This is a genomic window from Acidovorax sp. SDU_ACID1, from assembly GCF_045291395.1.
Taxonomy (GTDB): Bacteria; Pseudomonadota; Gammaproteobacteria; order Burkholderiales; family Burkholderiaceae_C; genus MR-S7.
The window spans coordinates 1,635,120-1,660,535 of sequence record NZ_CP152342.1; the positions used below are offsets into that span (position 1 = coordinate 1,635,120).

A 25,416-nucleotide genomic window follows, 5' to 3' on the forward strand; every position below is an offset into this window, starting at 1 on the left:
TGAGGAGACATTCCATGTTCGATTCGTTCAAACTCGCGCGCCGACCTTTGCTGCGGGCGTTCAAGGCCGCCGTGCTCGGCGCATCCCTGGGCGCCGTGGCCGCAGCGGCGCAGACCACCGGCCCGCAGGGCTATCCGCATACCGGCCGCGTCGTGATCGTGGTCCCGTTCGCCCCTGGAGGCGCCACCGACATCATCGGTCGGCTCATCGCGGATGAGCTTGGCAAACGCTGGGGAACGGCGGTGGTGGTCGACAACAAGGCCGGGGCGGGCGGCGGCATCGGTACGGAATATGTCGCGCGCGCCAAGCCCGACGGCTATACCCTGCTGCTGGGCACGCAGACGGCCCTGGCGGTGAATCCCCACCTGCTCAAGAAGATCAGCTACGACGTCGAGAAGGACTTCGCTCCGATCACGGAGCTGGCCGACACGCCGCTGGTGCTGCTGGCCAGCAAGAAATCCGGCGCGCGCAACGTGCCGGAGCTGGTGGCCGCCATCAAGGCCAAGCCGGACGCCGTGTCCTACGGCACCAGCGGCAACGGCACCTCGCAGCACCTGACCACGCTGATGATGCTCGAGCGCATCGGCGGCAAGGCCGTGCACGTGCCCTACAAGGGCAGCAGCCAGTCGCTGGTGGACCTGGCGGGCAACCAGATCGACATGCAGTTCGACAACATGGCCACGGCGCTGGCGTTCGCGAAGAACGGCCAGGCGACGGCGCTTGCCGTGACCAGCCGCCAGCGCTCGCCCCTCCAGCCCGATCTGCCGACCCTGGACGAAGCCGGCGTGCCCGGCTTCGAGGCCGTCACCTGGCTGGGCCTGCTGGCGCCCGCGGGCACGCCGGCGCCCGTCGTTTCCTTCCTCAACCAGGAGGTGGTCGCCGTGCTCAAGAGCGCAGGGGTGAAGGAGCGCATGGCCGCGCAAGGCTTCTCGCCCAGGCCGATGACGGCGGATGCCTTCCGCCAGTTCATCCGCGAGGAGACTGTCAAGTTCTCGAACCTGATCAAGGCCAACAACCTGACCATCGATTGAGGTGCCCGCATGCTGACACCCGACCTTCTCCAGGCGCTGCGCGCGGTGGATACGCCGACGATCTGCAACGCGCTGGAAATCGCCATGGGAAGCCGTGTGGCGCACGGTTTCACCTACGGCACGCTCGTCGCCGCACCGCAGCCGCTGCCTGCCGTGGTAGGCATTGCCCGCACGGCCCGCATCCGTGCGAGCAGCCCGCCCCAGATCGACCCCGCCACGGTGCGGGCCACGCGCCTCGCGTACTACCGGCACGTGGCGGGCCACCCGCAAGGGCCCGTGATCGTCGTCATGCAGGACATGGACGACCGGCCCGGCACGGGTTCGTTCTGGGGCGAGGTCAATTCCGCCGTGCACGAGGGGCTGGGCGTCGCCGGCGTCCTGACCAACGGCTCCGTGCGTGACATCGGGGACCTCTCGCCCAATTTCCCGATCCTCGCCGGCAGCGTGGGGCCATCGCATGCGCATGTGCACGTCGTCGATTTCGGACAGCCCGTGGAGGTGTTCGGCCTCACGGTGAACGATGGCGACGTGGTCCATGCCGACCGGCATGGCGCAGTGGTCATCGCGCCCCGGTACCTGGCGCAGATGCCGGAGTGCATCGAACTGGTCAAGCGCAAGGAAGCTCCCTTGCTGGAGGCCGCACGCAGCGGCCGGTTCGACCTGGGCATGCTCGAAGCGGCGATGCGCCACGCCGATGAAATCCACTGACCTTCTCCCCTCACTTCTTCACACCCGTCAAGCCCATGGAAATCCGCCACCCCCTGGATACCCGACTGTCCGCACTGCTGCGAAGCGACCGCCGTTTGAGAGGCCTCTTCAGCGGCCTGCCCAGCCCTGCCATCATCGAGATGTGCGCCTACGCGGGATTCGAGTTCGTCATCATCGATAACGAGCACGGCTGCGCGGATCTGGAAACCACCGAGAACATGCTGCGGGCGGCACGGGCCAGCGGCATCATTCCCGTGGTGCGCTGCCTGCCCCAGGATATTTCGCGTGTGCTCGACATGGGGGCGGGCGCGGTGCAAATTCCCATGGTCAGCTCTGCCGCGCAGGCGCGCGGCCTCGTCGAGCAGGTGCGCTACCCGGCGGTGGGGCGCCGCGGAAGCGCCTTCAGCTCGCGTGCCGCAGGCTATGGCGCTTTCGGAGGCATCGAACACACCAGGCGCAGCAACGAGGGCATCTCCCTCATCGCCATGATCGAGACGCCCGAGGGTGTCGAGAACGCCCAGGCCATCGCTTCCGTGGAGGGTGTCGATGCGGTGTTCGTCGGCCCGAACGACCTTGCGCATGCGATGGGCCACAACAACGACTGGGCTTCGCCGCCGGTGGAAGCGGCGATCGAGAAGGCGCTGCGGGCAGTTGCCGCGGCCGGCAAGTGCGCGGGAACCATTGCGCTGACGCCCGAAGCCGAGGACAAGTATGCCGGCTGGGGCGCGCGCTACTTCGCCAACGTGGCGACCAGCATCATCACCCAGGCACTGCGCAAGGCCGCCAGCCGGGGGCAGGAGGACATCTCCATCCAGTACTGACGGCGTCTCAGGCGTGCCGGCGCTTCACAGGCCCAGGAACTTGAATGGCGCCGCCGGCTGGAAGGCGCGCGTGGCGTCGCCCGCGTAGGCGTGGCTCTGGTTCGGCCCCAGGTCGAGCTTGAGCACCTTGCCGCTGCCGCTGCTGAAGTCCACGGCCTTGAGATCGACCCAGAACGTGTTGGGCGTGAGGGCGGATTCGAAGAAATACAGCTTGCGCTGGTGGTCGAAGACCGTGCGCCAGCGGGTGGACGAGATGTTGGGCTCGCCGGGCGTGGTGAGGCCGTAGGGCACCGAAACGTTGCGGATTACGCTGAAGACGCTGGCCAGTGCCTTGTTCGGGTCCGGGTCCTTGGGAATGGCGTTGACGTAGAACGCCGCCCGCGCGAAGCGGTCGGCCGCGCGGTTGGTGCCGGGCAGCATGGTGGTGCCGCCGATCTGCTGCCAGTAGGTGTTGAGTGCCAGCTGCTGCTCGAACACCGGCGAGTTGGTCATCACCTGGTAGGTACGGCTGTGGTGGATCACCTGGCGTCCGCCGATGTATTCGACGATGGCGCTGTCGCCGCTGGCGTCCGACATCGACAGGTGCAGCGTGGTCAGGCGGTTCTCGCCCGGCACGTTGTCGGTGACCAGGGTGAACGGCTCCTTCTCCAGTGCCGCCACGGCCTCCTGGACGGTGGCGAAGTTGTCCAGCACGTACTGCGCCCAGGCGGCGATGGTCAGGCCGGGCTTGCTCTGCGCATCGAAGCGTGGGTACTGGGACTCGGCCAGCCACAGCAGGTTGGCGTGCAGCCCGGCTTCGTTCACGCCATCGGTGGTGGACACGTCGTAGCCCGAAGTGACGATGCTGCCGTAGCGCGAAGTCCAGCGCAGCGAGTTCGGACCGGCCTCGCCGTTGCGGGCCATGCCGCGCGGCAGTACCCAGAGGTTGCTGGTGATGTCGCTCTTCCAGTCCATCGACCGGGCGGTGACCACCTGGCCGTGGGCGCCATGGAACACCAGCCGCGTACAGGCCCAGGCGCCGGTCAGCACGGACACGCTGGTCAGGCCCGCCAGCAGTGAGCGGGTCAAGAGGCAAAGAACTTTGTTCGGCTTCATGCGCATACTCCCTGAACGCCATTATGGATACCACCGTGCAGGCGGCGCGTGCGTCGCGCCGGAGACTGCGCACTGGGGCTCCCACTGATGATGCGCATGCCGCGAGTCCCTAGGCTTGCGTGGCATCAGATAGGAGCCCATCGCATGCGACCCCACCACGCGTTCTGGCCCAGCCGCCTTCCGCAGGCGATCACCGTGCCGGCCACCTCCCTCTGGGACAACCTGGCCGTGAATGTGCGGCGCTATCCGGACAAGCCGGCGCTGGTTTTCCTCGGGCAGGAGACCAGCTACCGCGCGCTGCACGACGGCGCGCAGCGCCTGGCAGCGCGGCTGCAGGCCCTGGGAGTGCGCAAGGGCGACAGGGTGGTGCTGTTCATGCAGAACTGCCCGCAATGGGTGCTGGCGCATTTCGCGATCCTGCGCGCCAATGCCGTCGTCGTGCCGGTCAATCCCATGAACCGCGCGCAGGAGCTGCAGCACTACCTCCTGGACTCGGAGGCGCGCGTGGCCATCGCCACGGCCGACATCGCGGGCGAGCTGGCCACGGCCAGCGCCGCGCTGCCCGAAGGCCAGGGGCTGCAGCACCTCATGGTCACGCAGTATGCGGATGCCTTCGATGCCCCGTCGCTATCACCGCCGGACATGCCCGACACATGGCGGGAATGGCTGTGCACGCACAGGCCCTTGCCCCTGCTGCACGGGGGGCAGGTGCATGCATGGCACGAGGCGCTGGACAGTGCCGGCGCGCCTGCGGCGCTGGAGGTCGGGCCCGGCGACCTCGCGGTGCTGCCCTATACCAGCGGCACCACGGGACTGCCCAAGGGATGCATGCATCCGCACCGCAGCATCATGCACAACGCCGTCGCCGGCAGCCTCTGGGGCGGCGCCACGGCCGAAAGCGTGGTGCTGGGCGTGCTGCCCCTGTTCCACATCACGGGGATGGTCAGCGTCATGCATTGCGCCATGTACTGCGGCGCCACGCTGGTGCTCATGCCGCGCTGGGACCGCGACCTGGCCGGCCGGCTCATCTCACGCTACCGCGTGACGAGCTGGACCAACATTCCCACCATGATCATCGACCTGCTGGCCAGCCCGCATTTCGCGCAGTACGACCTGTCGAGCCTGCAGTACATCGGTGGCGGCGGTGCGGCCATGCCACAGGCGGTGGCGCAGCGGCTGCTGGAGCTCTACGGATTGCGCTACGTCGAAGGCTATGGCCTGACGGAAACCGCGGCGCCCTCGCACAGCAACCCGCCTGACCGCCCCAAGCAGCAATGCCTGGGCATCCCTTTCATAGGCACTGACGCGCGCGTGGTGGACCCGCAGACGCTGCAGGAAGTACCGGTGGGCGAGCAAGGAGAGATCGTCATCCACGGCCCCGAGGTCTTCTCGGGCTACTGGAAGCACCCCGAGGCCACGGCGGCGGCGTTCATGGAGCTGGAGGGCAGGCGGTTCTTCCGCAGCGGCGACCTGGGGCGCATGGACGAGGAGGGCTACTTCTTCCTCACCGACCGCCTCAAGCGCATGATCAACGCCAGCGGCTTCAAGGTCTGGCCGGCGGAGGTCGAGGCGCTGATGTTCCGCCACCCCGCAATCCAGGAGGCCTGCGTGATCGCCGCCCAGCACGACTACCGCGGCGAGACGGTCAAGGCCGTCGTGGTGCTGCGCGCCAGCCACCGGGACTTGGTCAGCGAGGAGGAGATCGTCGCCTGGTGCCGCGAGCACATGGCCGTGTACAAGGTGCCGCGCCTCGTGCGCTTCGTGGATGCGCTGCCCAAGTCCGGCAGCGGCAAGGTCATGTGGCGCCTGCTGCAGGAGGCGCAGAACGCAGGGCAGTTGTAGCCCGCACGGACGTCCTGCGCCAGCGGTTAAGCTCCAGCGGCATGGCGCATGTCACTTTTTCCCCTCCCTACGTTCCTCCGGGCCAGGTCGTGCCGCAACTGCGCGACCGCGGCTATGCCGTCCTGCAGCCCAACGACACGGCCCTGTGGGCCGGGTGCACCCTGGCCGAGTTGCAGGCGCTGGCACAGGACTGGGACGATTTGCCGCCCGACGATTTCCTGAAGGATGGCGGCCGCTACCGCCGCCGGCGCCACTCCTGCTTCGTCGTGGACGGGGATGCAGTGCAGCAGGTGCCGCACCGCGCGCATTGGCAGCCGGTGGAGTACAACGCGCTGCACGGCGGCATGCAGCGGTGGTTCGCGCCGATGAAGGAGCAGGCCGTGGTGCTCCCCGCATGGCAGCGGCTGATGCATGCCGTGGCGGGTCTGTCGCAGGCGGCCCTGGCCTCGCGGCCCGAGCGCTGGTACATCGAGGCGCACCAGTTCCGCATCGACACCGAGGGCGGCATCGGGCGCCCCACGCCGGAGGGCGCGCACCGCGACGGCGTGGACCTGGTGGCGGTGTTCCTCGTCGCGCGGCACGGCGTCAAGGGGGGCGAAACGCGCATCTTCGAGGCCGCGGGCCCCAACGGCCAGCGCTTCACCCTGAACGAGCCATGGTCCTTGATGCTGCTCGACGATGCGCGCATGATCCATGAAACCACGCCCATCCAGCCGCTGGAGGAAGGCGGCGGCTGGCGCGACACGCTGGTGCTCACCTGCCGGCGCGCAGGCTTCCAGGGCGACGGCGAGCCGTGATTGATTGATGCGCGTCAAGCCGCCGCGCGCGTGATGGCGCCACACTGGACCCCACCACTTCTCTCAACTCGCAAAGGAGATTCCATGTTCAAGCACATCCTGGTTCCCGTGGACGGTTCGGAAACCTCCATGAAGGCCGTGGCCAAGGCCGCGGCGCTGGCCAAGACCTTCGGCAGCGCGGTCACCGCGCTGTACGTGATCGACCCCTATCCGTTCACCGGCGTGGGCGCCGATTTCGCCTATGGCCAGGCGCAGTACCTGAGCGCGGCGACCGCCGAGGCCAACACGGCCCTGGATGCCGCCAAGACCGCCGTCACGCAGGCCGGCGTGGCCACGGTGAATACCATGGTGGGCGAGGGCCATGCGGTGCACGATGGCATCGTGCGCGCCGTCGAGAGCGTGGGTGCCGACCTCATCGTCATGGGCTCCCATGGCCGCCGCGGCCTGGAGAAGCTGGTGCTGGGCAGCGTCACGCAGCGCGTGCTGGGCGTGGCCCACGTGCCGGTGCTGGTGGTGCGCGACTGAGCGCACACCGCGCCCTACAAAAAACGGCTCCCGCGGGAGCCGTTTTTTTCATGGGAAGCGCCGGCAGGATCACTCGATCTTGGCGCCCGAGGCCTCCACGATGCCTTTCCACTGCGTGTACTCGGTCTTGAGCAGCGTGCTGAACTCGGCGGGCGTCATGGCCTGCGCCTCGGCACCCTGGGCCTGGATGGCGGCCTGCACGTCGGGCTGGGCCAGCAGCTTGTTGACCTCGGTGTTGAGCGTCTGCACCACCGCCGCGGGAGTGCCGGCGGGGGCCAGCAGGCCGTACCAGGTGCTCACGTCGAAGCCCTTGAAGCCGGACTCGGCCACGGTGGGCACGTCGGGCGCCGAGGAACTGCGCTTGGCCGAGGTCACGGCCAGCGGGCGCAGCTTGCCCGACTTGATCTGGCCCATGGCCGAGGGCAGGGACGAGACCAGCAGGTCCACGTTGCCCGCCAGCGCATCCATGAGCGCGGGGTTGGAGCCCTTGTAGGGCACGTGGCTCAGCTTGATGCCCGCAGCCTGCTCGAACAGGTGGCCCGCGAGGTGGATGGAGGTGCCGTTGCCGGGCGAGCCGTAGGTGATGGTGCCGGGCTTGTCCTTGGCGGCGGCGACCACGTCGGCCAGGGTCTTGAAGCGCGAGGTGGCGCTGGTGGCGATCACCACGGGCGTCCAGGCCACGTGGGCGACGGCCGTCAGGTCCTTGGTCGGATCCCAGGGCAGGCTCTTGTACAGCCAGGGGCCGATCACCAGGTTGTCCTTCTGGCCCATGACGATGTCGTAGCCCGTGGGCGCGGCCTTCACGGCCTCGGTGATGCCGATGGTGCCGCCCGCGCCGGGCTTGTTGTCGGCCACCACGGTCCACTTGTTGGCCTCGGTGAGCTTGGCTGACACCAGGCGCGACAGGATGTCGGTGCCGCCGCCGGGCGGGAAGGGCACGATCAGGCGGATGGGCTTGGACGGATAGGCGCCCGCTGCGGCAGGGGCCGCGGTCTGGGCTTGTGCGGCGCCCAGTGCGCAGGCGAGCACGCCCAGGGAAAGAAGGTGTCTGCGGTGCATGGGGTGAGTCTCCTTGGAATCGGGGGAAATGAAGCCGGTGCGCATGATGGCGCAAACGCCCGCGCGGCAGCCGTGCCGATGCGGGCGCGCGCCATCGCCATTGGCGATGGCGGGTGTCAGATGCGTTCGAAGATGGCCGCGATGCCCTGGCCGCCGCCGATGCACATGGTCACCAGCGCGTAGCGGCCCTGGATGCGCTGCAGCTCGTGCAGCGCCTTCACGGTGATGACGGCGCCCGTGGCGCCGATCGGGTGGCCCAGCGAGATACCCGAGCCGTTGGGGTTGACCTTGGCCGGGTCCAGGCCCAGGTCGCGCGTGACGGCGCAGGCCTGGGCGGCGAAGGCCTCGTTGGCTTCGATCACGTCCAGGTCATTGACCGTCAGGCCGGCCTTCTTGAGCGCGAGCTGCGTGGCGGGCACGGGGCCGATGCCCATGTACTTCGGGTCCACGCCCGCGTGCGCATAGGCCACCAGGCGCGCCAGCGGCTTGGCGCCGCGCGCCTGGGCGGCCTTGGCCTCCATCAGCACCACGGCGGCGGCCGCGTCGTTGATGCCCGAGGCGTTGCCCGCCGTCACCGTGCCGTTTTCCTTCACGAACACGGGCTTGAGCTTGGCCATGTCTTCCAGGGTGGCGCCGGAGCGGAAGTGCTCGTCGGTGGCGTAGGCCACCTCGCCCTTCTTGCTCTTGAGCATCACGGGCACGATCTGGTCCTTGAAATAGCCCGCCTGCGTGGCGCGCTCGGCGCGGTTGTGGCTCTCGACGGCCAGCTTGTCCTGGTCCTCGCGCGTGATGCCCCACTTGGCCGCGATGTTCTCGGCCGTCACGCCCATGTGGATGGTGTGGAAGGGGTCGTGCAGCGCGCCGATCATCATGTCGATCATCTTGAAGTCGCCCATGCGCGCGCCCCAGCGGCTGGTGAGGCTGGCGTAGGGAGCGCGGCTCATGCATTCGGCGCCCGCGCCGATGGCCACGTCGGCGTCGCCCAGCAGGATGGACTGGCTGGCGCTCACGATGGCCTGCAGACCCGAGCCGCACAGGCGGTTCACGTTGAACGCGGGCGTGCCCTCGGCGCAGCCGCCGTTGATGGCCGCTACGCGGGAGAGGTACATGTCCTTGGGCTCGGTGTTGACCACGTGGCCGAACACGACGTGGCCCACGTCCTTGCCCTCCACGCTGGCGCGCGCGAGCGACTCGCGCACGACGGTGGCGCCCAGTTCGGTGGGCGGCACGTCTTTCAGGCTGCCGCCAAAGGTGCCGATGGCGGTGCGCACGGCGGAAACGACGACGACTTCACGGGACATGGTGTTCTCCTAGGGTGTGATGGTTGTGAATGAAATCAGGCTCTAGCGCTTGCTGGATAAGCGCAAGCAGCTATCGAATGGGTAGTTTCAGGCCTCGCGCACATCGGCCACGGGATTCGCGCCGAAGTCCGCGCGCTGCAGCCATGCGAGCACGCGGGCGGCCGCGCCTGCGGGCGAGGCGAGCATGCCGCCGGCCTTGAGGTTGGCGAAATTCTGCACGTCGGGGAAGTCCGACGCATCGGCGCCGCGCAGCTGCACCTGCATGTCGGTGTCGATCACGCCGGGCGCCAGCGAGCAGACGCGCGCGCCGTGGGGCTTGGCCGCTTCGTCCAGCGCCAGGCAGCGCGTGAAGTGGTCCATGCCCGCCTTGGCGGCGCAGTAGGCGGCCTGCGAGGCCATGGCCTTGCGGCCCAGGCCCGAGGAGATGTTGAGCACCTTGCGCGGCACGGCCCAGCCTTCGGTTGCACCGAGGAAGGCCGCGGTGAGCTGCATGGGCGCTTCCAGCCCCACGCGCAATGCGTTGGCCAGGTCGGCGGCATCGCTGTCCGACAGGGGGGCGATGCGCGGGATCACGCCCGCGTTGTTGATCAGCGTGGCGCTGGCGAAGCGGCCGGCCTGCTGGCCGGCCAGCCAGTCGCGCAGGCGCCGGGCGGCACCGGCGCCGTCGGCCAGGTCCTGCGCCCATTGTTCCAGCTGGGCGCCCTCCGGGGCGTGGAGCTGGCCGCTGGGCTGGCGCGACAGGGTGATGAGCGTGTGGCCGGGCTGCAGCAGCTGCCGGGCCATCTCCAGGCCCATGCCGCGCGATGCGCCGGTGAGGATGGTGAGGTGCTGGGTCATGCTGCGATGGTAATGCAGCCCGCAGGCTGCTCTGCTCATGGATTGATAGCTGGTTGCGCTTGTCCATCAAGCGCTGGAGGCAAAAAACACTAGAAATCCGGCGGCTGGCTGAAATGGCAGTCGTGGCCCAGGGCAGGGTGGGCGAAGCGCAGCGCGCTGGCATGCAGCAGCAGCCGGGGCGCGGAGGGCAGTGCGCCTGCGGGCGCGTAGAGCGCGTCGCCCACGATGGGGTAGCCGATGGCGGCCAGGTGCACGCGCAGCTGGTGCGTGCGCCCGGTGAGCGGCTGCAGCTCGAGCCGCGTGGTGCCTGCCGCTGCGTCGTGGTGCAGCACGCGCCAGCGCGTCTGGCTGGGCTTGCCGTGCGCCAGGTCGACCTTCTGCATGGGGCGGCGAGGCCAGTCGCGCGCGAGCGGCAGGTCGATGAGCCCCCAGCCATCCGGCGTATCGCTTGCGCGCAGCTGTCCGTGCACGACGGCGTGGTAGCGCTTGTCCACCGCGCGTGCGGCGAAGGCATCGCCCAGGCGCCGCTGCGCCGCGGCGGTGCGTGCCATCAACACCAGGCCCGAGGTGGCCTGGTCCAGCCGGTGCACGACCAGCGCGCCGGGCCATGCGCCTTCGGCGCGTGCGGACAGGCAGTCCTGCTTGTCGTCGCCGCGTCCGGGCACGCACAGCAGGCCTGCGGGCTTGTGCAGCACCAGCAGGTCGTCGTCCGCGTGCAGGCACTCAATGCCCATGGACGAGGCGGTCCACCGTGGCGCACAGTTCCTGCACGTCGTTGGGCTTGTGGATCAGCGCGCGGGCGCCTTCGGCCAGGGCGGCCTGCTCGATCTCGGCCGTGACGTAGCCCGAGGCCAGCGCCACGGGCAGGTCGGCGCGGATGGCCAGCGCCGCGCGCACCAGGTCGATGCCGGAGTAGCCGGGCATGTTGTAGTCGGTCACCAGCAGGTCGTAGCGTGCGGGGTCGCTCTGCAGCGCCTGGGTGGCCTCGTGCGGGTCGGTGAAGCCGCTCACGGCATAGCCGCGCCGGCGCAGCAGCCGCTGCACGAGGAAGACCAGCGCCTCGTCGTCGTCCACGTACATCACGTGCCGCTGGCGGTCGCCTGCTCCCGGCGGGGTGTGCGGGCTTGCCGGTGGCACCGGCGCGGCCGCCTGCGCGGGTGCGGCTGCCACGGGCCCCTGCGCCACGGGGAAGTACAGCGTGAAGCGGCTGCCGTGGCCGGGGCTGCTGTGCACGTCGATGCCGCCGCCGTGCGTGCGCATCACGCCGTGCACCACGGCCAGGCCCAGGCCGGTGCCCTGGCCCACGGGCTTGGTGGTGAAGAAAGGCTCGAAGATGCGCGAGAGCGTGGCCGCGTCCATGCCGGGGCCGTCGTCGCGCACGGTCACGGCCACGTAGCCGCCTTCGGCCAGGCCCAGCCGCTCGCGCAGGCGCGGGTCGGGCTGCAGCGGGGCGGCTTCCAGGTGGATGTGGCCGCGCCGCGGGCCGATGGCGTGGATGGCGTTGGTGCACAGGTTCAGCAGCGCCTGCTCCACCTGCGTGGCGTCGGCCAGCACCGGCGGGAGGTCGGGCGGCAGGTGCATGGACAGCTCGATCTCGGGCGGCATGGTGACGCGCAGCAGCCGGTTGGTGTCGCGCGCCACGTCGGCCAGCGAGACGGCGGCGCGCCGGGGCGGCTCGTTGCGGCTGAAAGTGAGGATCTGGCGCACCAGGTCGCGGGCGCGGCGCCCGGCCTTCTCGATCTCCAGCAGGCTTTCCATGCCTGCGGAGTCGGCCGCGTAGCCGGCCTTGGCCAGCTCCACGTTGCCCAGGATGGCATGCAGGATGTTGTTGAAGTCGTGCGCGATGCCGCCGGCCATGGTGCCCACGGCCTGCATCTTGTGCGACTCGCGCAGCTGCGCCTCGAGCTCGGTGCGGCGCGCCTCGGCGCGCTTGCGGCCGGTGAGGTCGCGTGCGAACACGGTGGTGGTCTCGCCCTCGGCGTGGCGCTCGAAGGAGACGCTGACCTCCACCGCCAGCTCCTTGCCGCCGGCGGTGAGGGCGGTCATCTCGCCCAGTCCCGCCTGCGTGGTGAGCTGCGCGAAGGCCAGCACCTGCCCGGCGGTGGGCAGGAAGCGCACCAAAGGGCTGCCCAGTGCGTCGCGCGTGGAGCACTGGAACAGCATGGCGGCCATGGGGTTGAAGACGGTGATGCGCTGGTGCTGGTCCACGCAGATGATGGCGTCCAGCGCGGAGTTGATCACGGCCTCCAGCCGCAGCTCGCTGGCGTGCAGCTGGGCGTTGCGCTCCTGCAGCGCCTGCGCGCTGCGCTGCAGGGCCTGGCGCTCGGCCAGCAGGGGGCCCTGGTCGATCACGGCGCACAGGAACTGCACCAGCGGGGGCTGGGCGTCCTGCTGCGGCTCCTCGATGCGGGCGATGTGCAGGTCGCCGGTGATGCGGCCTTCGCGGCCGATGTGGAACACGACCTCGGTGGCCTCGGCCGTGCCTTCGCGGCGCGCTGCGTCGAACGCGGCGCGCACGCGCGGCGCGTCTCCGGCGCTGACGAAGGGCATGAGCGAGGTCAGGGGGCGGTCGGCCTCGCTGGGCTGGAACGAGCGGTGCGCCATGGAGTTGGCCTGCACCACGATGTCGTGCTCGTCCAGCACCATCAGCGACAGCGGCACGCTGGAGAACAGCGTTTCGAAGCGCTCGGAGGCGCTCTCGGCCGCGGCCTGGCTGTAGCGCAGCACCTTGTTCTGCGCTTCCAGCTCGGCCTGCGAGGCGCGCAGCTCGGCGATCAGCGCGGCCACCGCGCCGCTGGCGCGCTCGATGCCGCGGCGCTCGTCCTGGCTGGACGGCGCGGCGGCGGGTGCCGGCGCACCCTGTTCGGCGCGCAGGAGGAAGGACAGGTCGGGGCGGCTCATGGCGGCTGGTGGTGGTGCCCGGCGCGGGCCTGCCAGTGTACGCGCTGGGTGGGTGCGGCTTCAGCCACAATCGGCGCTCCAGCCCCACCGCCGCCGCGCCGACGATGATCACCTTCCACAACCCGCTGCACCAGGGCCACGCGCCGCAGCATGAATTCTTCCGGGGCGAGCGCGTGCCGTGCTTCGAGAAGCCCGCCCGCGTGGACTACGTGGAAGCCCGCCTGCGCGCACGCGGCCATGCACTGCAGGCGCCCGGCGAGGACAGCGTCGCCGTGCTGGCCCAGGTGCACGCGCCGCGCTACCTGGACTTCCTGCGCACGGCCTGGCAGCAGTGGCTGGCGCTGGACGCCGCCAACGCCCAGGTGCAGCCCTTTCCCTCGGTCTGGCCCGTGCGCACGCTGCGCGACGACGTGGAGCCCGCCAATTTCATCGCCCGCCTGGGGCTCTATTCCATGGACAACGGCACGCCCCTGGCTGCGGGCACCTGGGCCGCGGCCAAGGCCGGCGCCGATGCGGCCGCCAGCGCCGCGGCCTGCGTGGCCGCCGGCGCGCGCGCCGCGTTCTGCTGCACCCGCCCGCCGGGCCACCATGCGGGGCCGGACTTCATGGGAGGCTACTGCTTCCTGAACAACGCCGCCGTGGCGGCCCAGTGGCTGCGCCTGCACGGCGCCGCGCGCGTTGCCGTGCTGGACGTGGACTACCACCACGGCAACGGCACGCAGAGCATCTTCTACGAGCGCGCGGACGTGCTGTTCGCCAGCATCCACGGCGATCCGCGCACCGAATACCCGTTCTACCTGGGACATGCCGACGAGACCGGCGCCGGGCCGGGCGCGGGCTGCAACCTGAACCTGCCGCTGCCCGCCGGCACCGGTTTCGCCGCGTGGATGGCCGCGCTGGAGCAGGCCTGCGCGCGCATCGCTGCGCACGGCGCCGATGCGCTGGTGGTGTCGCTGGGGCTGGACACGTTCGAGGGCGACCCCATCTCGCGCTTTCGCCTGGCGGCGGACGACTTTCCGCGCATCGGCGAGCGCCTGGCCCGCCTGGGGCTGCCCACGGTGTTCGTGCTCGAAGGAGGCTACGCGGCGGCGGAGCTGGGGAGCAATGCAGTGAATGTGCTCGAAGGTTTCGAGCAGGCTTGAAGAAGGGAAACAGAACATGAGTGAGACCGTCGACTGCGTCGTGATCGGCGCCGGCGTCGTGGGCCTGGCCGTGGCGCGCGCGCTGGCGCTGCAGGGGCGCGAGGTGCTGGTGATGGAGGCGGCTAACGCCATCGGCACCGAAACCAGTTCGCGCAACAGCGAGGTGATCCACGCGGGCATCTACTACGCTGCAGGTTCGCTGAAGGCCCGGCTGTGCGTGCAGGGCAAGGAGCTGCTGTACGACTACTGTGGGCAGCGCGGCCTGCCGCACAGCCGCTGCGGCAAGCTCATCGTGGCGACCTCGCCCCAGCAGGAAGCGCAGCTGCACGGCATACGCCAGCGCGCCGGGGCCAATGGCGTGCACGACCTGCAGTGGCTCGCGCGGGACGAGGCGCGCGCGCTGGAGCCCGCGCTGGAATGCGTGGCGGCCCTGCTGTCGCCCAGCACCGGCATCGTGGACAGCCATGCGCTCATGCTTTCCCTGCAGGGCGATCTGGAGAACGCGGGCGGCCTCGTGGCACTGAATTCGCCTCTGGAGGAGGCACAGAAAGCGCAGGATGCTATTGAACTGGTAGCGAAGGACGGCACTTGCCTGCACGCAGCGCTGGTGGTCAACGCCGCAGGCCTGCATGCGCCGGACCTGGCGCGGCGCATCAAGGGGCTGGACCCGGCCCACGTGCCGCGTGCGGCCTATGCCAAGGGCAGCTACTTCACGCTGGCGGGCAAGGCGCCCTTCAGCCGGCTCATCTACCCCGTGCCCGAGGCCGCGGGCCTGGGCGTGCACCTCACGCTGGACCTGGGCGGGCAGGCCAAGTTCGGCCCCGACGTGCAGTGGGTGGACGGTCCCGACGACCTGGTCGTGGACCCGCGCCGGGCCGACGGCTTCTATGCGGAAGTGCGCCGGTACTGGCCGGGCCTGCAGGACGGGGCGCTGGCCCCGGGCTACGCGGGCATCCGCCCGAAGATCAGCGGGCCGCACGAAAGCGCCGCCGACTTCCTGATCCAGGGCCCGGCGGAGCATGGCGTGCCGGGCCTGGTGAACCTGTTCGGCATCGAGTCGCCCGGCTTGACCAGCGCGCTGGCCATTGGCGCGCACGTGGCCGGCATGGTGGGTAAGCCCTGAGGGTTGCGGAGAATCAGCGGCGCCAAGCCTTGCATTGGCTAAGATGGGGCGTACGCCTACACCGGCCCCGCGTGCGGCGTATTACCGTAATGTCCTGCTATGAAAGGCTTGTCTATGACCTCCGCATCCGAAACCATTTCCAACGCACAGGGCGAGCTCGAACGCCTCGTCGGCGACCTGCGCAGCCTGCTGGCCAGCAAGGACCTGGACGGCATTCCGGAGATCAAGCAATTGCGCCAGCGTCTGGACGACGGCATGCATTCCGTGCGCGATTCCGCCGTGCGCGCAGCGCAGGACGCGGCCGCCCAGGCCAAGGAGGCCGCTGCCGCCGCCGACCGCTATGCGCACGACGAACCCTGGCGCGTGGCCAGCGCGGCGCTGGCCGTAGGCGCGCTGGTGGGCTTCCTGCTCGCACGCCGCTGATTCGGGGAACCTGCGCATGAACTGGCTCTCCCTGCTGGGTCTGGACGGCTGGCTGGCGCGCTGGCGCGCCGCCGTGATCGAAGGGGCCATCGCGGCCGAAGACCGTATCGAGCTGGCACGGCTCGAATGGGCGGACCAGAAACGCAGGGTGGCGCAGATGGTGGCGCTGGCCATCGTCCTGGGCGCACTGGCCGTGGTGGCGCTGCTGCTGCTGGCGCTGGCAGTGCTGGTGCAGTTCTGGGACACGCCGCACCGCACGCTGGTGGCCTGGCTGCTGGCGGGCGGTAGCGTGGTGGCCTGCGGTGTCGTGGTGGCTTGTTTGATGTCCACCGTGCGCCAGGCAGGCAACGCCTTCGCGCTCACGCGCAGGGAACTCGCCAACGACTGGCAGGTGATCAAGGAGCAGCTGTAGCCATGGACACGAACCGACCGGCGGCAGCGCCCGCCAGCCCGGAACAGCAGAAGGTGCTGAACCGCATCCTCGTGCAGCGCGAACGGCTGAAGGCGCGCCGCACCGCCTACCGTCAGAGCCGCGCGGTCATGGCCTCCGAAGGCGCGGGCCGCGTGGAACCCGGCGCGCCGGTGGCCATGCGCGTGCTCGCGTTCGCGCGTCTGCATCCCCTGGTCACGGCTGCCGCCGTGGGCGTGGCCGTGATGGCCGGGCCCGCGCGGCTGATCCGCTGGGCGGGCATGGTGATGCCGCTGGTGGCGCGCCTGCGCCGCGGCTAGGGGCCTGTCATCAATCAAATCCCCCACGCGAGGGGTAGCCGGGCGGTGCAGTGCTAGGCGTGGCGAGCGCCGTGTAGCTTTGCTACACAAGCAAGCCGCAACGACGCAATGCGCCGCCCGGCTGCCTCTCCCTGCGGGCTGGCCTCGCAATGCGGCGTCTGCTTTGTCGCGCGGCTTGCCAATAGCTACGGCTATTGACTGCGCCGCGCTTCGCGCATCCATCCGCGTTGCGGGGCCAGCGCGCGGGGGATTTGATTGATGGCAGGCCCTCATCAGCGGCGCATGTCCCGCAGGGCCCGCGCGGCCCTGGAAACAAGCGCGGGGCCCTCGTAGATGAGGCCCGTGTAGATCTGCACCACATCCGCGCCCGCGCGGATCTTGCCCACGGCGTCCTCTGCGCTCAGGATGCCCCCCACGCCGATGATCGGGAACGACGGGCCCAGCGCCGCGCGCAGCTGGCGGATCACCGCGTTGCTGGCCTCCAGGACGGGTGCTCCGCTCAGGCCTCCGGTCTCGCCGGCATGGGGCAGGCCCTGCACCGCGTCGCGGGCGATGGTGGTGTTGGTGGCGATCACGCCGTCCATGCCGTGGCGCTGCAGCGTGGCGGCGATCACCGCGATCTGGTCCGCGTCGAGGTCGGGCGCGATCTTCACGAAGATGGGCACGCGGCGGCCCTGCACGGCGGCGAGCTGTTCGCGGCGTTCCGCGATGGCCGAGAGCAGCGCGTCCAGCGCCTCGTCGCTTTGCAGCGCGCGCAGGTTCTGGGTGTTGGGCGAGCTGATGTTCACCGTGACGTAGTCGGCATGCGGGTACACGCCCTCCAGGCAGGCGAGGTAGTCATCCGTGGCGCGCTCGATCGGTGTGGCGGCGTTCTTGCCGATGTTCAGGCCCAGCAGCAGTGGCTTGCCTTGCGCCAGGTTGCCCTGCGCACGCACCTGCGAGCGCTGCACGTTGGCGATGAACGCATCCAGCCCCTCGTTGTTGAAGCCCAGGCGGTTGATGAGCGCGTTCTTCTGCGGAATGCGGAACATGCGCGGCTTGGGGTTGCCGGGCTGGCCCTTGGGCGTGACGGTGCCCACTTCGACGAAGCCGAAGCCCATGGCGGCCAGCGCGTCGATGCAGCGCGCGTTCTTGTCCAGCCCGGCAGCCAGGCCCACGCGGTTGGGAAAGGTGAGGCCCGCCAGCTGCACCGGGTCGCTCACTGTCTCATTGCACCAGGCCCATTGCAGCGGCGTGCGCTGGCCGCGCGCCAGCATGTCCATGGTCAGTTCGTGGGCGGCTTCGGCATCCATGCCGAAGAGGAAAGGGCGGGCGAGTGCGTAGGGCAGGAGGGACATGCGGATAATCCAGGGTTCACTTCTTTGGATTTTCCCCCATGACGACACCCGCTCCCCTCTCCCAAGACGAACTCAAGACCCTGGTGGGCCAGGCCGCGCTGCAGTACGTGGTGCCGGGCGAGGTAGTGGGCGTGGGCACGGGCTCGACGGTCAACAAGTTCATCGACGCACTGGCCAGCATGAAGGACCAGGTGCGCGGCGCGGTGTCCAGCTCGGTGGCGAGCACGGAGCGGCTGCGGGCGCTGGGCATTCCCGTGCTGGACGCGAACGAGGTGCGCTCGCTCGCGGTCTACATCGACGGCGCCGACGAGATCGACGGCCGCGGCTACATGGTCAAGGGCGGCGGCGCGGCGCTCACGCGCGAGAAGATCGTCGCGGCGCTGGCGCAGCGCTTCGTGTGCATCGCGGACGAGTCCAAGCTGGTCGAGGTGCTGGGCGGCTTTCCGCTGCCGGTGGAGGTGATTCCCATGGCCACCGCGCAGATCGCGCGCCGCTTCGAGTCGCTGGGCGGGGAGGCCACGCTGCGCCTGAAGGACGGCCAGCCGCTGGTGACCGACAACGGCCAGCACATCCTGGACGTGCGCGGCCTCACCGTCAGCGACCCGCTGGCCTTCGAGAGCGAGGTGAACCAGTGGCCCGGCGTGGTGACGGTGGGCGTGTTCGCGCACCAGAAGGCCAGCGTGTGCCTGCTGGGCACCGCGCAGGGCGTGAAGACGCTGTCGTTCTGACTCAGAAGATGATGCCGGCCGGGTTGGACGGCGCCGGGCCGCTCGGGGCTGCTGGCGCCGGCACCGGCGCGCGGCGCGGCGCGGACGCAGGTGCCTCGGCCGGCGCGGCGGGCGGCGGCACGGCGGCCACCAGCGGCGTCGCGGCGGGGCGGCGGTAGCTGGGCGGCAGTTGCGACTGGGCGGGGTAGCCGGCCGCGTCGAGGTACTGCGTCCATTCCACGTCGGAGAAGCCCTTGAGCTGCTGGCCGCCGATGGTGCCGAACGGCAGGCTGGCGCTGCCGCTCAGGCGCTGCAGCGCCTCGATGTCCTCGTTGGTGTTGACCGTCTTCTCGGTGAAGGGCACGCCGCGCTGGACCAGCAGGGTACGCGCGCTCGCGCAGGGCGCGCAGTCGCTGCCGGTGTAGAGCGTGACGGGAAAGCGCGAGGCCACCTGGCGCAGCGCATAGGGCAGCGTGTCGCCCGCGCCGGCGGCGCGTTGGCCGCCGCCGAGCGGGGTGGCGGATGCGCTGGAATCGGGCGCGCGGTCGGAGAACGTCACCTTGCCGTCGGGCCCCACGATCTGGTACACCTGCTGGGCGTGTGCGGCGCCGAGGGCCAGGACGGCACAGCCCACGGCGGCGGCAAAGCGGAAGGGGGTCATGCGGGCGCTCCTGTTCTCGCGGGTGATTTCAAAAATCATAGCTGCTTGCGCTTTTCTGTCAAAGGATTGGCACTGAAAAGCGGCGGAACCTCTTGGCTGGAAAGCGCAAGCAGCTCACTTTTTCCTCATGCCATGCCCTGGTGGCGCAGCAGCGCGTCCAGGCTGGGCTCGCGGCCGCGGAAGGCCTTGAACGATTCCATCGCCGGGCGGCTGCCGCCGGCTTCCAGGATGGCCTGGCGGTAGCGGCGGCCCGTCTCTAGACTGGGCTGACCGTCGGCCCCGGCAGTTTCCTCGAAGGCGGCGTAGGCATCGGCGCTCAGCACCTCGGCCCACTTGTAGCTGTAGTAGCCGGCCGCGTAGCCGCCCGCGAAGATGTGGCTGAAGGTGTGCGCCGTGCGGCTGAAGGCGGGCGGTTGGAGCACCGCGACTTCGCTGCGCACCTGGTCGAGCAGGGGCTGCAGGTCCTTGGAAGGATCGTGCTCGGTGTGCAGCAGCATGTCGAACAGCGAGAACTCGATCTGCCGCAGCGTGCCCATGCCGGCCTGGAAGTTCTTGGCCGCGATCATCTTGTCGTAGAGCGCGCGCGGCAGGGGCGCGCCGGTATCGACGTGGGCGGTCATGTGTTTGAGCACGTCCCACTCCCAGCAGAAGTTCTCCATGAACTGGCTGGGTAGCTCCACCGCGTCCCACTCCACGCCGCTGATGCCGGAGACGTCGCGCTCGTTCACCTGCGTGAGCATGTGGTGCAGGCCGTGGCCGAATTCGTGGAACAGGGTGATGACGTCGTCGTGCGTGAGCAGCGGTGGCTTGCCCTCCACGCCGCTCGCGAAGTTGCAGACCAGGTGCGCCACGGGCGTCTGCAGCGCCCCGGTGTCGGGGCGAAGCCAGCGCGCGCGCGCGTCGTCCATCCAGGCGCCGCCGCGCTTGCCCTGGCGGGCGGGCTGGTCGAGGTAGAACTGGCCCACCAGTTGGCCGCCGCGCTCGATGCGGTAGAACTCCACGGCGGGGTTCCACACGGGCGCCTCGTCGCGGCGGATGGCCACCTCGAACAGCGTCTCGACGATCTTGAACAGGCCCGCGAGCACCTTGGGCGCGGTGAAGTACTGCTTGACCTCCTGCTCGCTGAAGGCGTAGCGCGCTTCCTTGAGCTTTTCGGAGACATAGGGCCAGTCCCAGGGCTGCGGGTCGGCCAGGCCCAGGTGTTCGGCGGCGAAGGCGCGCAGGTCGGCCACGTCCTTCTCGGCATAGGGGCGGGCGCGGGCGGCCAGGTCGCGCAGGAAGCCGACCACCTGCGCGGGCGACTGGGCCATCTTGGGCACGACGGAAACCTCGCCGAAATTGGCGTAGCCCAGCAGGGCGGCTTCTTCCTTGCGCAGGGCCAGGATCTCGGCCATGACGGCGGTGTTGTCGAAGCGCTTTCCTTCCCCCTCGGCCTGGTCGGAGGCGCGCGTGACGTAGGCGCGGTAGAGGCGCTCGCGCAGGGCGCTGCTGCGGGCGAACTGCATCACGGGCAGGTAGCAGGGCATCTTGAGCGTGAGCTTGTGGCCGTCCCTGCCCTCGGCTTGCGCCGCGGCGCGCGCGGCCTGCACCACATCGGCGGGCACGCCTTCCAGCTCATCGGCGCTGGCGTAGTAGGCGAAGGCGTCGGTGGCGTCGAGCGTGTTCTCGCTGAACTTCTGCTGCAGCTCGGCCAGGCGTTCCTGGATGGCGGCGAAGCGCTCCTTGGCCGCGCCCTGCAGCTCGGCGCCCGAGAGCACGAAGTTGCGCATGGCGTTGGTGTGGGCCTGGCGCTGCTCGGCGTTGAGCGTGGCGGGGTCGATGGCCTTGTACTTGGCGTAGAGGCGCTCGTCGGCGCCCAGGCGCGTCCAGAACTCGGTGACGCGGGGCAGGGCCTCGTTGTAGGCGGCGCGCAGCTCGGGTGTGTCGGCCACGCTGTTGAGGTGGCTCACGGCGCTGAAGGAGCGGCCCAGTTCTTCCGTGGCCACGTCGAGCACGCGGGCGATCGCGTTCCACTCGGCGGGGAAGCCGGGCGCGGTGACGGTTTCCAGCGCGGTGTCGGCACGGCGCAGCAGTGCGTCCATGGCCGGGGCCACGTCGGCGGGGGTGATGCGGTCGAACGGGATCGGGCCCGAGAAGTCGAGGAGGGGATTGCTCATGCGGGTATAGATAGCGTCGGGGCCCAAGGGTTCAAGCAAGGCGTTCGGCGGCTTCGAGGGTGTTGACCAGCAGCATGGTGATGGTCATGGGGCCGACGCCGCCGGGCACGGGGGTGATGTAGCCGGCGACTTCCTTCACGCCGTCGAAATCGACGTCGCCGCAGAGCTTGCCCTCGTCGTTGCGGTTCATGCCCACGTCGATGACCACGGCGCCGGGCTTGACCATGCCGGCCGTCAGCACGTTGCGCTTGCCCACGGCGGCGACCACCACGTCGGCCTGCCGCGTCATCGCGGCCAGGTCGGCCGTGCCGCTGTGGCACACGGTGACGGTGGCGTTGGCGGCCAGCAGCATCATCGCCATCGGCTTGCCCACGATGTTGCTGCGGCCGATGACCACGGCGTGCTTGCCGCGCAGATCCTTCATGCCGATGGATTCGAGCATCTTCATGCAGCCGTAGGGCGTGCAGGCCTTGAAGCCGACTTCGCCCACCATCAGCGCGCCGGCGCTGGCGACGTGGAAGCCGTCCACGTCCTTCAGGGGCGAGATGGCTTCGATGACCTTGTGGTCGTCGATGTGAGCGGGCAGCGGCAGCTGCACCAGGATGCCGTGGATGGCCGGGTCGCCGTTCAGCGCCTCGACGCGCGCGAGCAGCTCGGCCTCGGTCATCGTGGCCTCGTACTTTTCCAGCACCGAGTGGAAGCCTACGTCCTCGCAGGCCTTGACCTTGTTGCGCACATAGACCTGGCTGGCCGGGTTCTCGCCCACCAGCACCACGGCCAGGCCGGGCGTGATGCCGCGGTTTTTCAGCGCGGCGGTGCGCGTTGCGACGTCGGCGCGCAGTTGGCGCGAAAGGGCGTTGCCGTCGATCAGTTGGGCTGTCATGGTGGTGGAAGCGTCCGGATTACAAATGAAAAAGCTGCCTGGCGCTTGTGGAGCATGCGCAGGCAGCTATGGAAAGGAGAGCGACTCAGGCCTTGGCCGCGCTTTGTCCCAGGGCGATCTTGAGCAGGTCGGCCACCGTATTGGCGTTGAGCTTTTCCATGATGTTGGCGCGGTGCGCCTCCACCGTCTTGATGCTGATGCCCAGATCGTCGGCGATCTGCTTGTTCAGGCGGCCGGCGACGATGCGCTCGAGCACCTGTGCCTCGCGGCCGGTGAGCTTGGACAGCAGCGCGTCGCGGCTGGCGGCCTGCTGGTGGTCGGCGAAGGATTCGCGCGCGTGGTCCAGCATGCGCTCGACGAGGCCGAGCAGCTCTTCCTCGTTGAAGGGCTTCTGGATGAAGTCCAGCGCGCCCTTCTTCATGGTGTTGACGGCCATGGGCACGTCGCCGTGGCCGGTGATGAAGACGATGGGCAGGGGCGACTTGCGCTCCACCAGGCGGTCCTGCAGTTCGAGGCCGGTCATGCCGCCCATGCGGATGTCCACGATCAGGCAGGCGACTTCGCGGGGGTCGTAGCGCGCGAGGAAGGATTCGGCCGAATCAAAGCAGCGTACCCGGTAGTCCTTGCCTTCCAGCAGCCACTGGAGGGAGTCGCGGACGGCTTCGTCGTCATCGACGACGTAGACGGTGCCTTTTTTCGGAAGCAAGCTCATGCAGTAGTCCTTGGCGTGGAGGTGGATGTTGCTACGGTATTCATAGTGGCATCCGCAGCATCGGCCAGCGGAAGCCAGAAGGTGAAGCGGCAGCCGGTCACTTCCGTTCCATTGTAGAGGTTCTCCGCATGCATCCTGCCCTGGTGCGACTCGACGATGCTGCGGCACAGGTTCAGGCCCATGCCCATGCCCTCGCTCTTGGTGGAGAAGAAGGCCTCGAACAGGTGGGCCAGCACTTCGGGTGCGAGGCCCTTGCCGGTGTCCTGCACGGTGAATTCGATCACGTCGCGGCCGTCCACCTGGCGCGGCACCACGCGCAGCTCCACGCTGCGGTGCGCGGGCGGACGGTGCGCATGGGCGATGGATTCGGCGCCGTTCTTCATGAGGTTGACCAGCACCTGCTCGATGAGGATGGTGTCGGCCATCACCTTGGGCAGCCGCGCGGCGACGTAGTGGGTCAGGCGCACGTTATGGCGGCGCAGCTCGATGTCGGCCAGCTCCACGGCCTCGGCCACCATGCCGGCCACGTCGGCGAGCTGGCGGTTGGGCTCGCTGCGCTTCACGAAGGCGCGGATGCGCTGGATGATCTGCCCCGCGCGCTGGGCCTGGTGGGCGGTCTTGGAGAGGGCTGAAAGCAGGGCATCCTGCGTGATCTGGCCGCTTTCGATGCGCGAGACCATGCCGCTGCAGTAGTTGCTGATGGCGGTGAGCGGCTGGTTGAGCTCGTGCGCCACGCTGGAGGCCATCTCGCCCATGGTGATGAGGCGGCTGACGGACTGCGCACGCTCGGCCTGGCGCGCGGCCTGCTCCTCGGCCAGGCGGCGCGGCGTGATGTCGGTGGCGATCACCATCTGCGCGAGGCGCCCATCCACCCAGTTGAGGTAGCGCGAGCGCACTTCCAGCCATTTGCCCAGGTCGGGCAGGTAGATCTCGGCGTTCTCCGAGCGCGCGCTGGTCAGCGTGTCGGTGGGCAGGCCCATGAGCCCGTCCTCGTCCTCCACGCCGCTGTCGCGCGGCGCGGGCAGCACGCCGGCCTGGGCCACGAGCTGCAGGTGGCCGTTGGTCTGCGAGCCGAACCACTGGCGGTACAGGCGGTTGGCGAACAGCAGTTCCTCGCTGCCCAGCGGCGCCACGGAGACCGAGGCGTCCAGCGCCTCCAGCACGATGGTGAAACGCTCGTGTGAGGCGGTGAGCTGCTCGCGCACGCGGTTGGGCTCGGTGATGTCGGTCATCGACGTCATCCAGCCCGCCTGCTGGCCGCGCGCATCGACCAGCGGCGAGACGTAGAGGCGCGCGTCGAACAGTGTGCCGTTGCGGCGCTTCACGCGCATCTGGAAGCCGCCGATCATGGCCCTGCCCGAAAGCTCGTCGCGCAGCCGGGCGTGCAGGGTTTCGTATTCGCCCTCGGGCCAGTAGCTGAAGGGGGGCGTCTGGCCGACCAGTTCGGCCTCGGTCCAGCCCGTCATCTGGCAGAAGGCCGCGTTCACGTAGGTGATGCGGCCTTCCATGTCGAGCGCGCGCATGCCGGTGAGCATGGAGTTCTCCATCGCCCGGCGGAAGTTGGTCTCGGCCACCAGGGCCTGCTGGGCCTGCATGCGCCGGCGCGTGTGGCGCCAGGTGGCGATCAGCAGCCAGGCGGTCATCACGCTGAGCGTGCCCACGAGCCAGAACAGCCCGCTGCCCACCACGCCCAGCGAGGTGCGGTAGGCCTGCGCGCGCAGCACCAGGCCGTTGCCCACGGGGGACACGGGCACCTCGTAGCCGTTGGCCTTGGCCGTCCAGGGCAGGCGGGCGCCGGGGCGCGGGGCTAGCGGCGTGCCGGCCAACACGTGATCGTTGCCGTCGAGCAGGGTGACGGCGTAGCGCGCCAGCACCTCGGTGGGCGTGCCGTAGCGCAGCAGGCTGTCGATGGAGTATTCGCTGAGCACCACGCCGCCGAACTTGCCCTGGGACGACAGCGGCACCTGCAGCTGCAGCAGCGGGGCGGCCTCGCCGCTGCTGCCCGTGGGCTGTGCGTAGACCGGCTGCTGCAGATCGCGTGCCAGCCCGAAGGTGTCGGCCGTTTCTCCGGCCTTGAGCACCTCGCCGGCCACGCGCAACTGGCCACTGGTAACCGTGGGCGCCGCGTGGCTGGCACGGATGCGGCCGCGCTCGTCGATCCAGGTGATGGCCTGCAACTCGGGGTACTGGCTGATCAGGCCCTCGGCGCGCGCCACGAAATCGGCGCGCTCCAGGTCCTGGTTCGACAGGTCGCGCGCTATGCGCATGATTTGCTCCTGCCTCTCCAGCAGGCGCAGACGCACGCGCTGCTGGGCGTATTCCACGTCGCGCTTGAGGGCCTCTTTCTCGCGCTCCACCTCTTCTGCGCGTAAATACCAGAACGCAGCGATGATGGCTGCAAGGAACATGAGAACGGCCGCCAGGGGTGCCAGGGCGGCAAAGCGGTCCTGCCGGTGAGGAGAGAGGCTGCGCCACCAGGTACGCCACCAGCGGGCCGGAGTGGGCACGGCGGATTCGGGCTGCTCGGCAGATGGCGGGTGGGAGTCCATGGAGTGGAGTTTAAGGGAGGGCGTTGACGCTATTTCATCTGGAGAAATATTGTGCGATTGCAACAAATTTTCTCAAT

At 69.5% G+C, this 25,416-nt stretch carries 24 protein-coding genes; 12 read left to right on the forward strand and 12 right to left on the reverse strand.

From position 1 onward, the window contains the following. The first annotated feature begins 14 nt into the window (after positions 1–14). From AAG689_RS08070 to AAG689_RS08080, 3 genes are read left to right on the forward strand one after another with little or no spacing between them, the layout of a single operon-like run. Positions 15–1,031: a Bug family tripartite tricarboxylate transporter substrate binding protein gene (locus AAG689_RS08070; protein WP_406625506.1), complete on the forward strand. Its 1,017-nt coding sequence runs from the start codon at positions 15–17 to the stop codon at positions 1,029–1,031. A gap of 9 nt (positions 1,032–1,040) precedes the next feature. Further along, complete coding sequence (locus tag AAG689_RS08075) at positions 1,041–1,739, forward strand: RraA family protein (RefSeq protein WP_406625507.1); 699 nt, start codon at positions 1,041–1,043, stop codon at positions 1,737–1,739. Between the two features lie 35 nt (positions 1,740–1,774). Continuing rightward, on the forward strand, positions 1,775–2,560 hold the full coding sequence (locus AAG689_RS08080; protein ID WP_406625508.1) for an HpcH/HpaI aldolase family protein: 786 nt from the start codon (positions 1,775–1,777) through the stop codon (positions 2,558–2,560). A 24-nt stretch (positions 2,561–2,584) separates the two neighbouring features. On the opposite strand, the gene AAG689_RS08085 is transcribed toward AAG689_RS08080, so the two are convergent. Further along, on the reverse strand, positions 2,585–3,655 hold the full coding sequence (locus tag AAG689_RS08085; protein ID WP_406625509.1) for a linear amide C-N hydrolase: 1,071 nt from the start codon (positions 3,653–3,655) through the stop codon (positions 2,585–2,587). A 144-nt stretch (positions 3,656–3,799) separates the two neighbouring features. Here AAG689_RS08085 and AAG689_RS08090 point away from each other — a divergent pair, with 144 nt between their 5' ends. From AAG689_RS08090 to AAG689_RS08100, 3 genes are all read left to right on the forward strand, one after another. Then, positions 3,800–5,497 carry a long-chain fatty acid--CoA ligase gene (locus AAG689_RS08090; RefSeq protein ID WP_406625510.1) on the forward strand — a complete coding sequence of 566 codons (1,698 nt, stop codon included), beginning with the start codon at positions 3,800–3,802 and terminating at the stop codon, positions 5,495–5,497. Between the two features lie 41 nt (positions 5,498–5,538). Continuing rightward, entirely contained in the window at positions 5,539–6,294 is a 756-nt protein-coding gene (locus AAG689_RS08095) for a 2OG-Fe dioxygenase family protein (RefSeq protein WP_406625511.1), read from the forward strand. Between the two features lie 84 nt (positions 6,295–6,378). Beyond that, the gene (locus tag AAG689_RS08100) at positions 6,379–6,819 is read left to right on the forward strand and encodes a universal stress protein (RefSeq protein WP_020229684.1); all 441 of its coding nucleotides are present in this window, start codon (positions 6,379–6,381) and stop codon (positions 6,817–6,819) included. A 69-nt stretch (positions 6,820–6,888) separates the two neighbouring features. Here the strand turns inward: AAG689_RS08100 and AAG689_RS08105 are convergent, their stop codons facing one another. The 5 genes from AAG689_RS08105 to AAG689_RS08125 all read right to left on the reverse strand — a co-directional run bounded on the left by AAG689_RS08105 (position 6,889) and on the right by AAG689_RS08125 (position 12,917). Continuing rightward, the gene (locus AAG689_RS08105; protein WP_406625512.1) at positions 6,889–7,878 is read right to left on the reverse strand and encodes a Bug family tripartite tricarboxylate transporter substrate binding protein; all 990 of its coding nucleotides are present in this window, start codon (positions 7,876–7,878) and stop codon (positions 6,889–6,891) included. Positions 7,879–7,994: 116 nt separating this feature from the next. Continuing rightward, positions 7,995–9,179 (reverse strand): beta-ketothiolase BktB, encoded by a 1,185-nt coding sequence (gene bktB / locus AAG689_RS08110; RefSeq protein ID WP_406625513.1) that lies wholly within the window; start codon positions 9,177–9,179, stop codon positions 7,995–7,997. A gap of 87 nt (positions 9,180–9,266) precedes the next feature. After that, entirely contained in the window at positions 9,267–10,016 is a 750-nt protein-coding gene (locus tag AAG689_RS08115; protein ID WP_406625514.1) for an SDR family NAD(P)-dependent oxidoreductase, read from the reverse strand. Positions 10,017–10,105: 89 nt separating this feature from the next. Then, positions 10,106–10,750, reverse strand: coding sequence for an RluA family pseudouridine synthase (locus tag AAG689_RS08120; RefSeq protein WP_406625515.1), 645 nt, complete (start codon positions 10,748–10,750; stop codon positions 10,106–10,108). Continuing rightward, complete coding sequence (locus AAG689_RS08125; protein ID WP_406625516.1) at positions 10,740–12,917, reverse strand: ATP-binding protein; 2,178 nt, start codon at positions 12,915–12,917, stop codon at positions 10,740–10,742. The genes AAG689_RS08120 and AAG689_RS08125 overlap by 11 nt, the downstream gene beginning before the upstream one ends. Before the next feature lie 104 nt (positions 12,918–13,021). On the opposite strand from AAG689_RS08125, the gene AAG689_RS08130 reads away from it, so the two are divergent. The 5 genes from AAG689_RS08130 to AAG689_RS08150 all read left to right on the forward strand — a co-directional run bounded on the left by AAG689_RS08130 (position 13,022) and on the right by AAG689_RS08150 (position 16,334). Then, positions 13,022–14,059, forward strand: a complete 1,038-nt coding sequence (locus tag AAG689_RS08130; protein WP_406625517.1) for a histone deacetylase family protein — start codon at positions 13,022–13,024, stop codon at positions 14,057–14,059. 16 nt (positions 14,060–14,075) lie between these two features. Next, positions 14,076–15,182 (forward strand): NAD(P)/FAD-dependent oxidoreductase, encoded by a 1,107-nt coding sequence (locus AAG689_RS08135; RefSeq protein ID WP_406625518.1) that lies wholly within the window; start codon positions 14,076–14,078, stop codon positions 15,180–15,182. A gap of 114 nt (positions 15,183–15,296) precedes the next feature. Further along, a complete protein-coding gene (locus AAG689_RS08140) occupies positions 15,297–15,605 on the forward strand; it encodes a YqjD family protein (RefSeq protein WP_020229676.1) in 309 nt (102 codons plus the stop codon). Positions 15,606–15,621: 16 nt separating this feature from the next. Then, positions 15,622–16,017, forward strand: coding sequence for a phage holin family protein (locus AAG689_RS08145; protein WP_406625519.1), 396 nt, complete (start codon positions 15,622–15,624; stop codon positions 16,015–16,017). A 2-nt stretch (positions 16,018–16,019) separates the two neighbouring features. Continuing rightward, a complete protein-coding gene (locus AAG689_RS08150) occupies positions 16,020–16,334 on the forward strand; it encodes a hypothetical protein (protein WP_406625520.1) in 315 nt (104 codons plus the stop codon). 272 nt (positions 16,335–16,606) lie between these two features. Here the strand turns inward: AAG689_RS08150 and AAG689_RS08155 are convergent, their stop codons facing one another. Next, complete coding sequence (locus tag AAG689_RS08155; protein WP_406625521.1) at positions 16,607–17,671, reverse strand: quinone-dependent dihydroorotate dehydrogenase; 1,065 nt, start codon at positions 17,669–17,671, stop codon at positions 16,607–16,609. Positions 17,672–17,709: 38 nt separating this feature from the next. Between AAG689_RS08155 and rpiA the strand changes: the two genes are divergently transcribed. Further along, positions 17,710–18,399 carry a ribose-5-phosphate isomerase RpiA gene (rpiA, locus tag AAG689_RS08160; protein ID WP_406625522.1) on the forward strand — a complete coding sequence of 230 codons (690 nt, stop codon included), beginning with the start codon at positions 17,710–17,712 and terminating at the stop codon, positions 18,397–18,399. Between the two features lies 1 nt (position 18,400). Here rpiA and AAG689_RS08165 read toward each other — a convergent pair whose 3' ends face one another. The 5 genes from AAG689_RS08165 to AAG689_RS08185 all read right to left on the reverse strand — a co-directional run bounded on the left by AAG689_RS08165 (position 18,401) and on the right by AAG689_RS08185 (position 25,339). Next, positions 18,401–19,039 (reverse strand): glutaredoxin domain-containing protein, encoded by a 639-nt coding sequence (locus tag AAG689_RS08165; RefSeq protein WP_406625523.1) that lies wholly within the window; start codon positions 19,037–19,039, stop codon positions 18,401–18,403. 125 nt (positions 19,040–19,164) lie between these two features. Then, the gene (locus AAG689_RS08170) at positions 19,165–21,195 is read right to left on the reverse strand and encodes a M3 family metallopeptidase (protein ID WP_406625524.1); all 2,031 of its coding nucleotides are present in this window, start codon (positions 21,193–21,195) and stop codon (positions 19,165–19,167) included. A gap of 31 nt (positions 21,196–21,226) precedes the next feature. Further along, positions 21,227–22,078 (reverse strand): bifunctional methylenetetrahydrofolate dehydrogenase/methenyltetrahydrofolate cyclohydrolase FolD, encoded by an 852-nt coding sequence (gene folD / locus AAG689_RS08175; RefSeq protein ID WP_406625525.1) that lies wholly within the window; start codon positions 22,076–22,078, stop codon positions 21,227–21,229. Between the two features lie 85 nt (positions 22,079–22,163). Beyond that, on the reverse strand, positions 22,164–22,790 hold the full coding sequence (locus tag AAG689_RS08180; RefSeq protein WP_020229668.1) for a response regulator transcription factor: 627 nt from the start codon (positions 22,788–22,790) through the stop codon (positions 22,164–22,166). Further along, on the reverse strand, positions 22,787–25,339 hold the full coding sequence (locus AAG689_RS08185; protein ID WP_406625526.1) for a PAS domain S-box protein: 2,553 nt from the start codon (positions 25,337–25,339) through the stop codon (positions 22,787–22,789). Before AAG689_RS08185 ends, AAG689_RS08180 begins: the two co-directional genes overlap by 4 nt. Positions 25,340–25,416 lie beyond the last annotated feature (77 nt).

Excerpts from the sequence above, each read along its gene's own strand:
- AAG689_RS08115 (WP_406625514.1), bottom strand. The coding sequence starts at position 10,016 with ATGACCCAGCACCTCACCATCCTCACCGGCGCATCGCGCGGCATGGGC.
- bktB (WP_406625513.1), bottom strand. The coding sequence starts at position 9,179 with ATGTCCCGTGAAGTCGTCGTCGTTTCCGCCGTGCGCACCGCCATCGGC.
- AAG689_RS08090 (WP_406625510.1), top strand. The coding sequence starts at position 3,800 with ATGCGACCCCACCACGCGTTCTGGCCCAGCCGCCTTCCGCAGGCGATC.
- AAG689_RS08070 (WP_406625506.1), top strand. The coding sequence starts at position 15 with ATGTTCGATTCGTTCAAACTCGCGCGCCGACCTTTGCTGCGGGCGTTC.
- folD (WP_406625525.1), bottom strand. The coding sequence starts at position 22,078 with ATGACAGCCCAACTGATCGACGGCAACGCCCTTTCGCGCCAACTGCGC.
- AAG689_RS08185 (WP_406625526.1), bottom strand. The coding sequence starts at position 25,339 with ATGGACTCCCACCCGCCATCTGCCGAGCAGCCCGAATCCGCCGTGCCC.
- AAG689_RS08105 (WP_406625512.1), bottom strand. The coding sequence starts at position 7,878 with ATGCACCGCAGACACCTTCTTTCCCTGGGCGTGCTCGCCTGCGCACTG.
- AAG689_RS08155 (WP_406625521.1), bottom strand. The coding sequence starts at position 17,671 with ATGTCCCTCCTGCCCTACGCACTCGCCCGCCCTTTCCTCTTCGGCATG.
- AAG689_RS08120 (WP_406625515.1), bottom strand. The coding sequence starts at position 10,750 with ATGGGCATTGAGTGCCTGCACGCGGACGACGACCTGCTGGTGCTGCAC.
- AAG689_RS08165 (WP_406625523.1), bottom strand. The coding sequence starts at position 19,039 with ATGACCCCCTTCCGCTTTGCCGCCGCCGTGGGCTGTGCCGTCCTGGCC.
- AAG689_RS08150 (WP_406625520.1), top strand. The coding sequence starts at position 16,020 with ATGGACACGAACCGACCGGCGGCAGCGCCCGCCAGCCCGGAACAGCAG.
- AAG689_RS08075 (WP_406625507.1), top strand. The coding sequence starts at position 1,041 with ATGCTGACACCCGACCTTCTCCAGGCGCTGCGCGCGGTGGATACGCCG.
- AAG689_RS08135 (WP_406625518.1), top strand. The coding sequence starts at position 14,076 with ATGAGTGAGACCGTCGACTGCGTCGTGATCGGCGCCGGCGTCGTGGGC.
- AAG689_RS08100 (WP_020229684.1), top strand. The coding sequence starts at position 6,379 with ATGTTCAAGCACATCCTGGTTCCCGTGGACGGTTCGGAAACCTCCATG.
- AAG689_RS08180 (WP_020229668.1), bottom strand. The coding sequence starts at position 22,790 with ATGAGCTTGCTTCCGAAAAAAGGCACCGTCTACGTCGTCGATGACGAC.
- AAG689_RS08085 (WP_406625509.1), bottom strand. The coding sequence starts at position 3,655 with ATGAAGCCGAACAAAGTTCTTTGCCTCTTGACCCGCTCACTGCTGGCG.
- AAG689_RS08145 (WP_406625519.1), top strand. The coding sequence starts at position 15,622 with ATGAACTGGCTCTCCCTGCTGGGTCTGGACGGCTGGCTGGCGCGCTGG.
- AAG689_RS08125 (WP_406625516.1), bottom strand. The coding sequence starts at position 12,917 with ATGAGCCGCCCCGACCTGTCCTTCCTCCTGCGCGCCGAACAGGGTGCG.
- AAG689_RS08140 (WP_020229676.1), top strand. The coding sequence starts at position 15,297 with ATGACCTCCGCATCCGAAACCATTTCCAACGCACAGGGCGAGCTCGAA.
- AAG689_RS08130 (WP_406625517.1), top strand. The coding sequence starts at position 13,022 with ATGATCACCTTCCACAACCCGCTGCACCAGGGCCACGCGCCGCAGCAT.
- AAG689_RS08095 (WP_406625511.1), top strand. The coding sequence starts at position 5,539 with ATGGCGCATGTCACTTTTTCCCCTCCCTACGTTCCTCCGGGCCAGGTC.
- AAG689_RS08170 (WP_406625524.1), bottom strand. The coding sequence starts at position 21,195 with ATGAGCAATCCCCTCCTCGACTTCTCGGGCCCGATCCCGTTCGACCGC.
- rpiA (WP_406625522.1), top strand. The coding sequence starts at position 17,710 with ATGACGACACCCGCTCCCCTCTCCCAAGACGAACTCAAGACCCTGGTG.
- AAG689_RS08080 (WP_406625508.1), top strand. The coding sequence starts at position 1,775 with ATGGAAATCCGCCACCCCCTGGATACCCGACTGTCCGCACTGCTGCGA.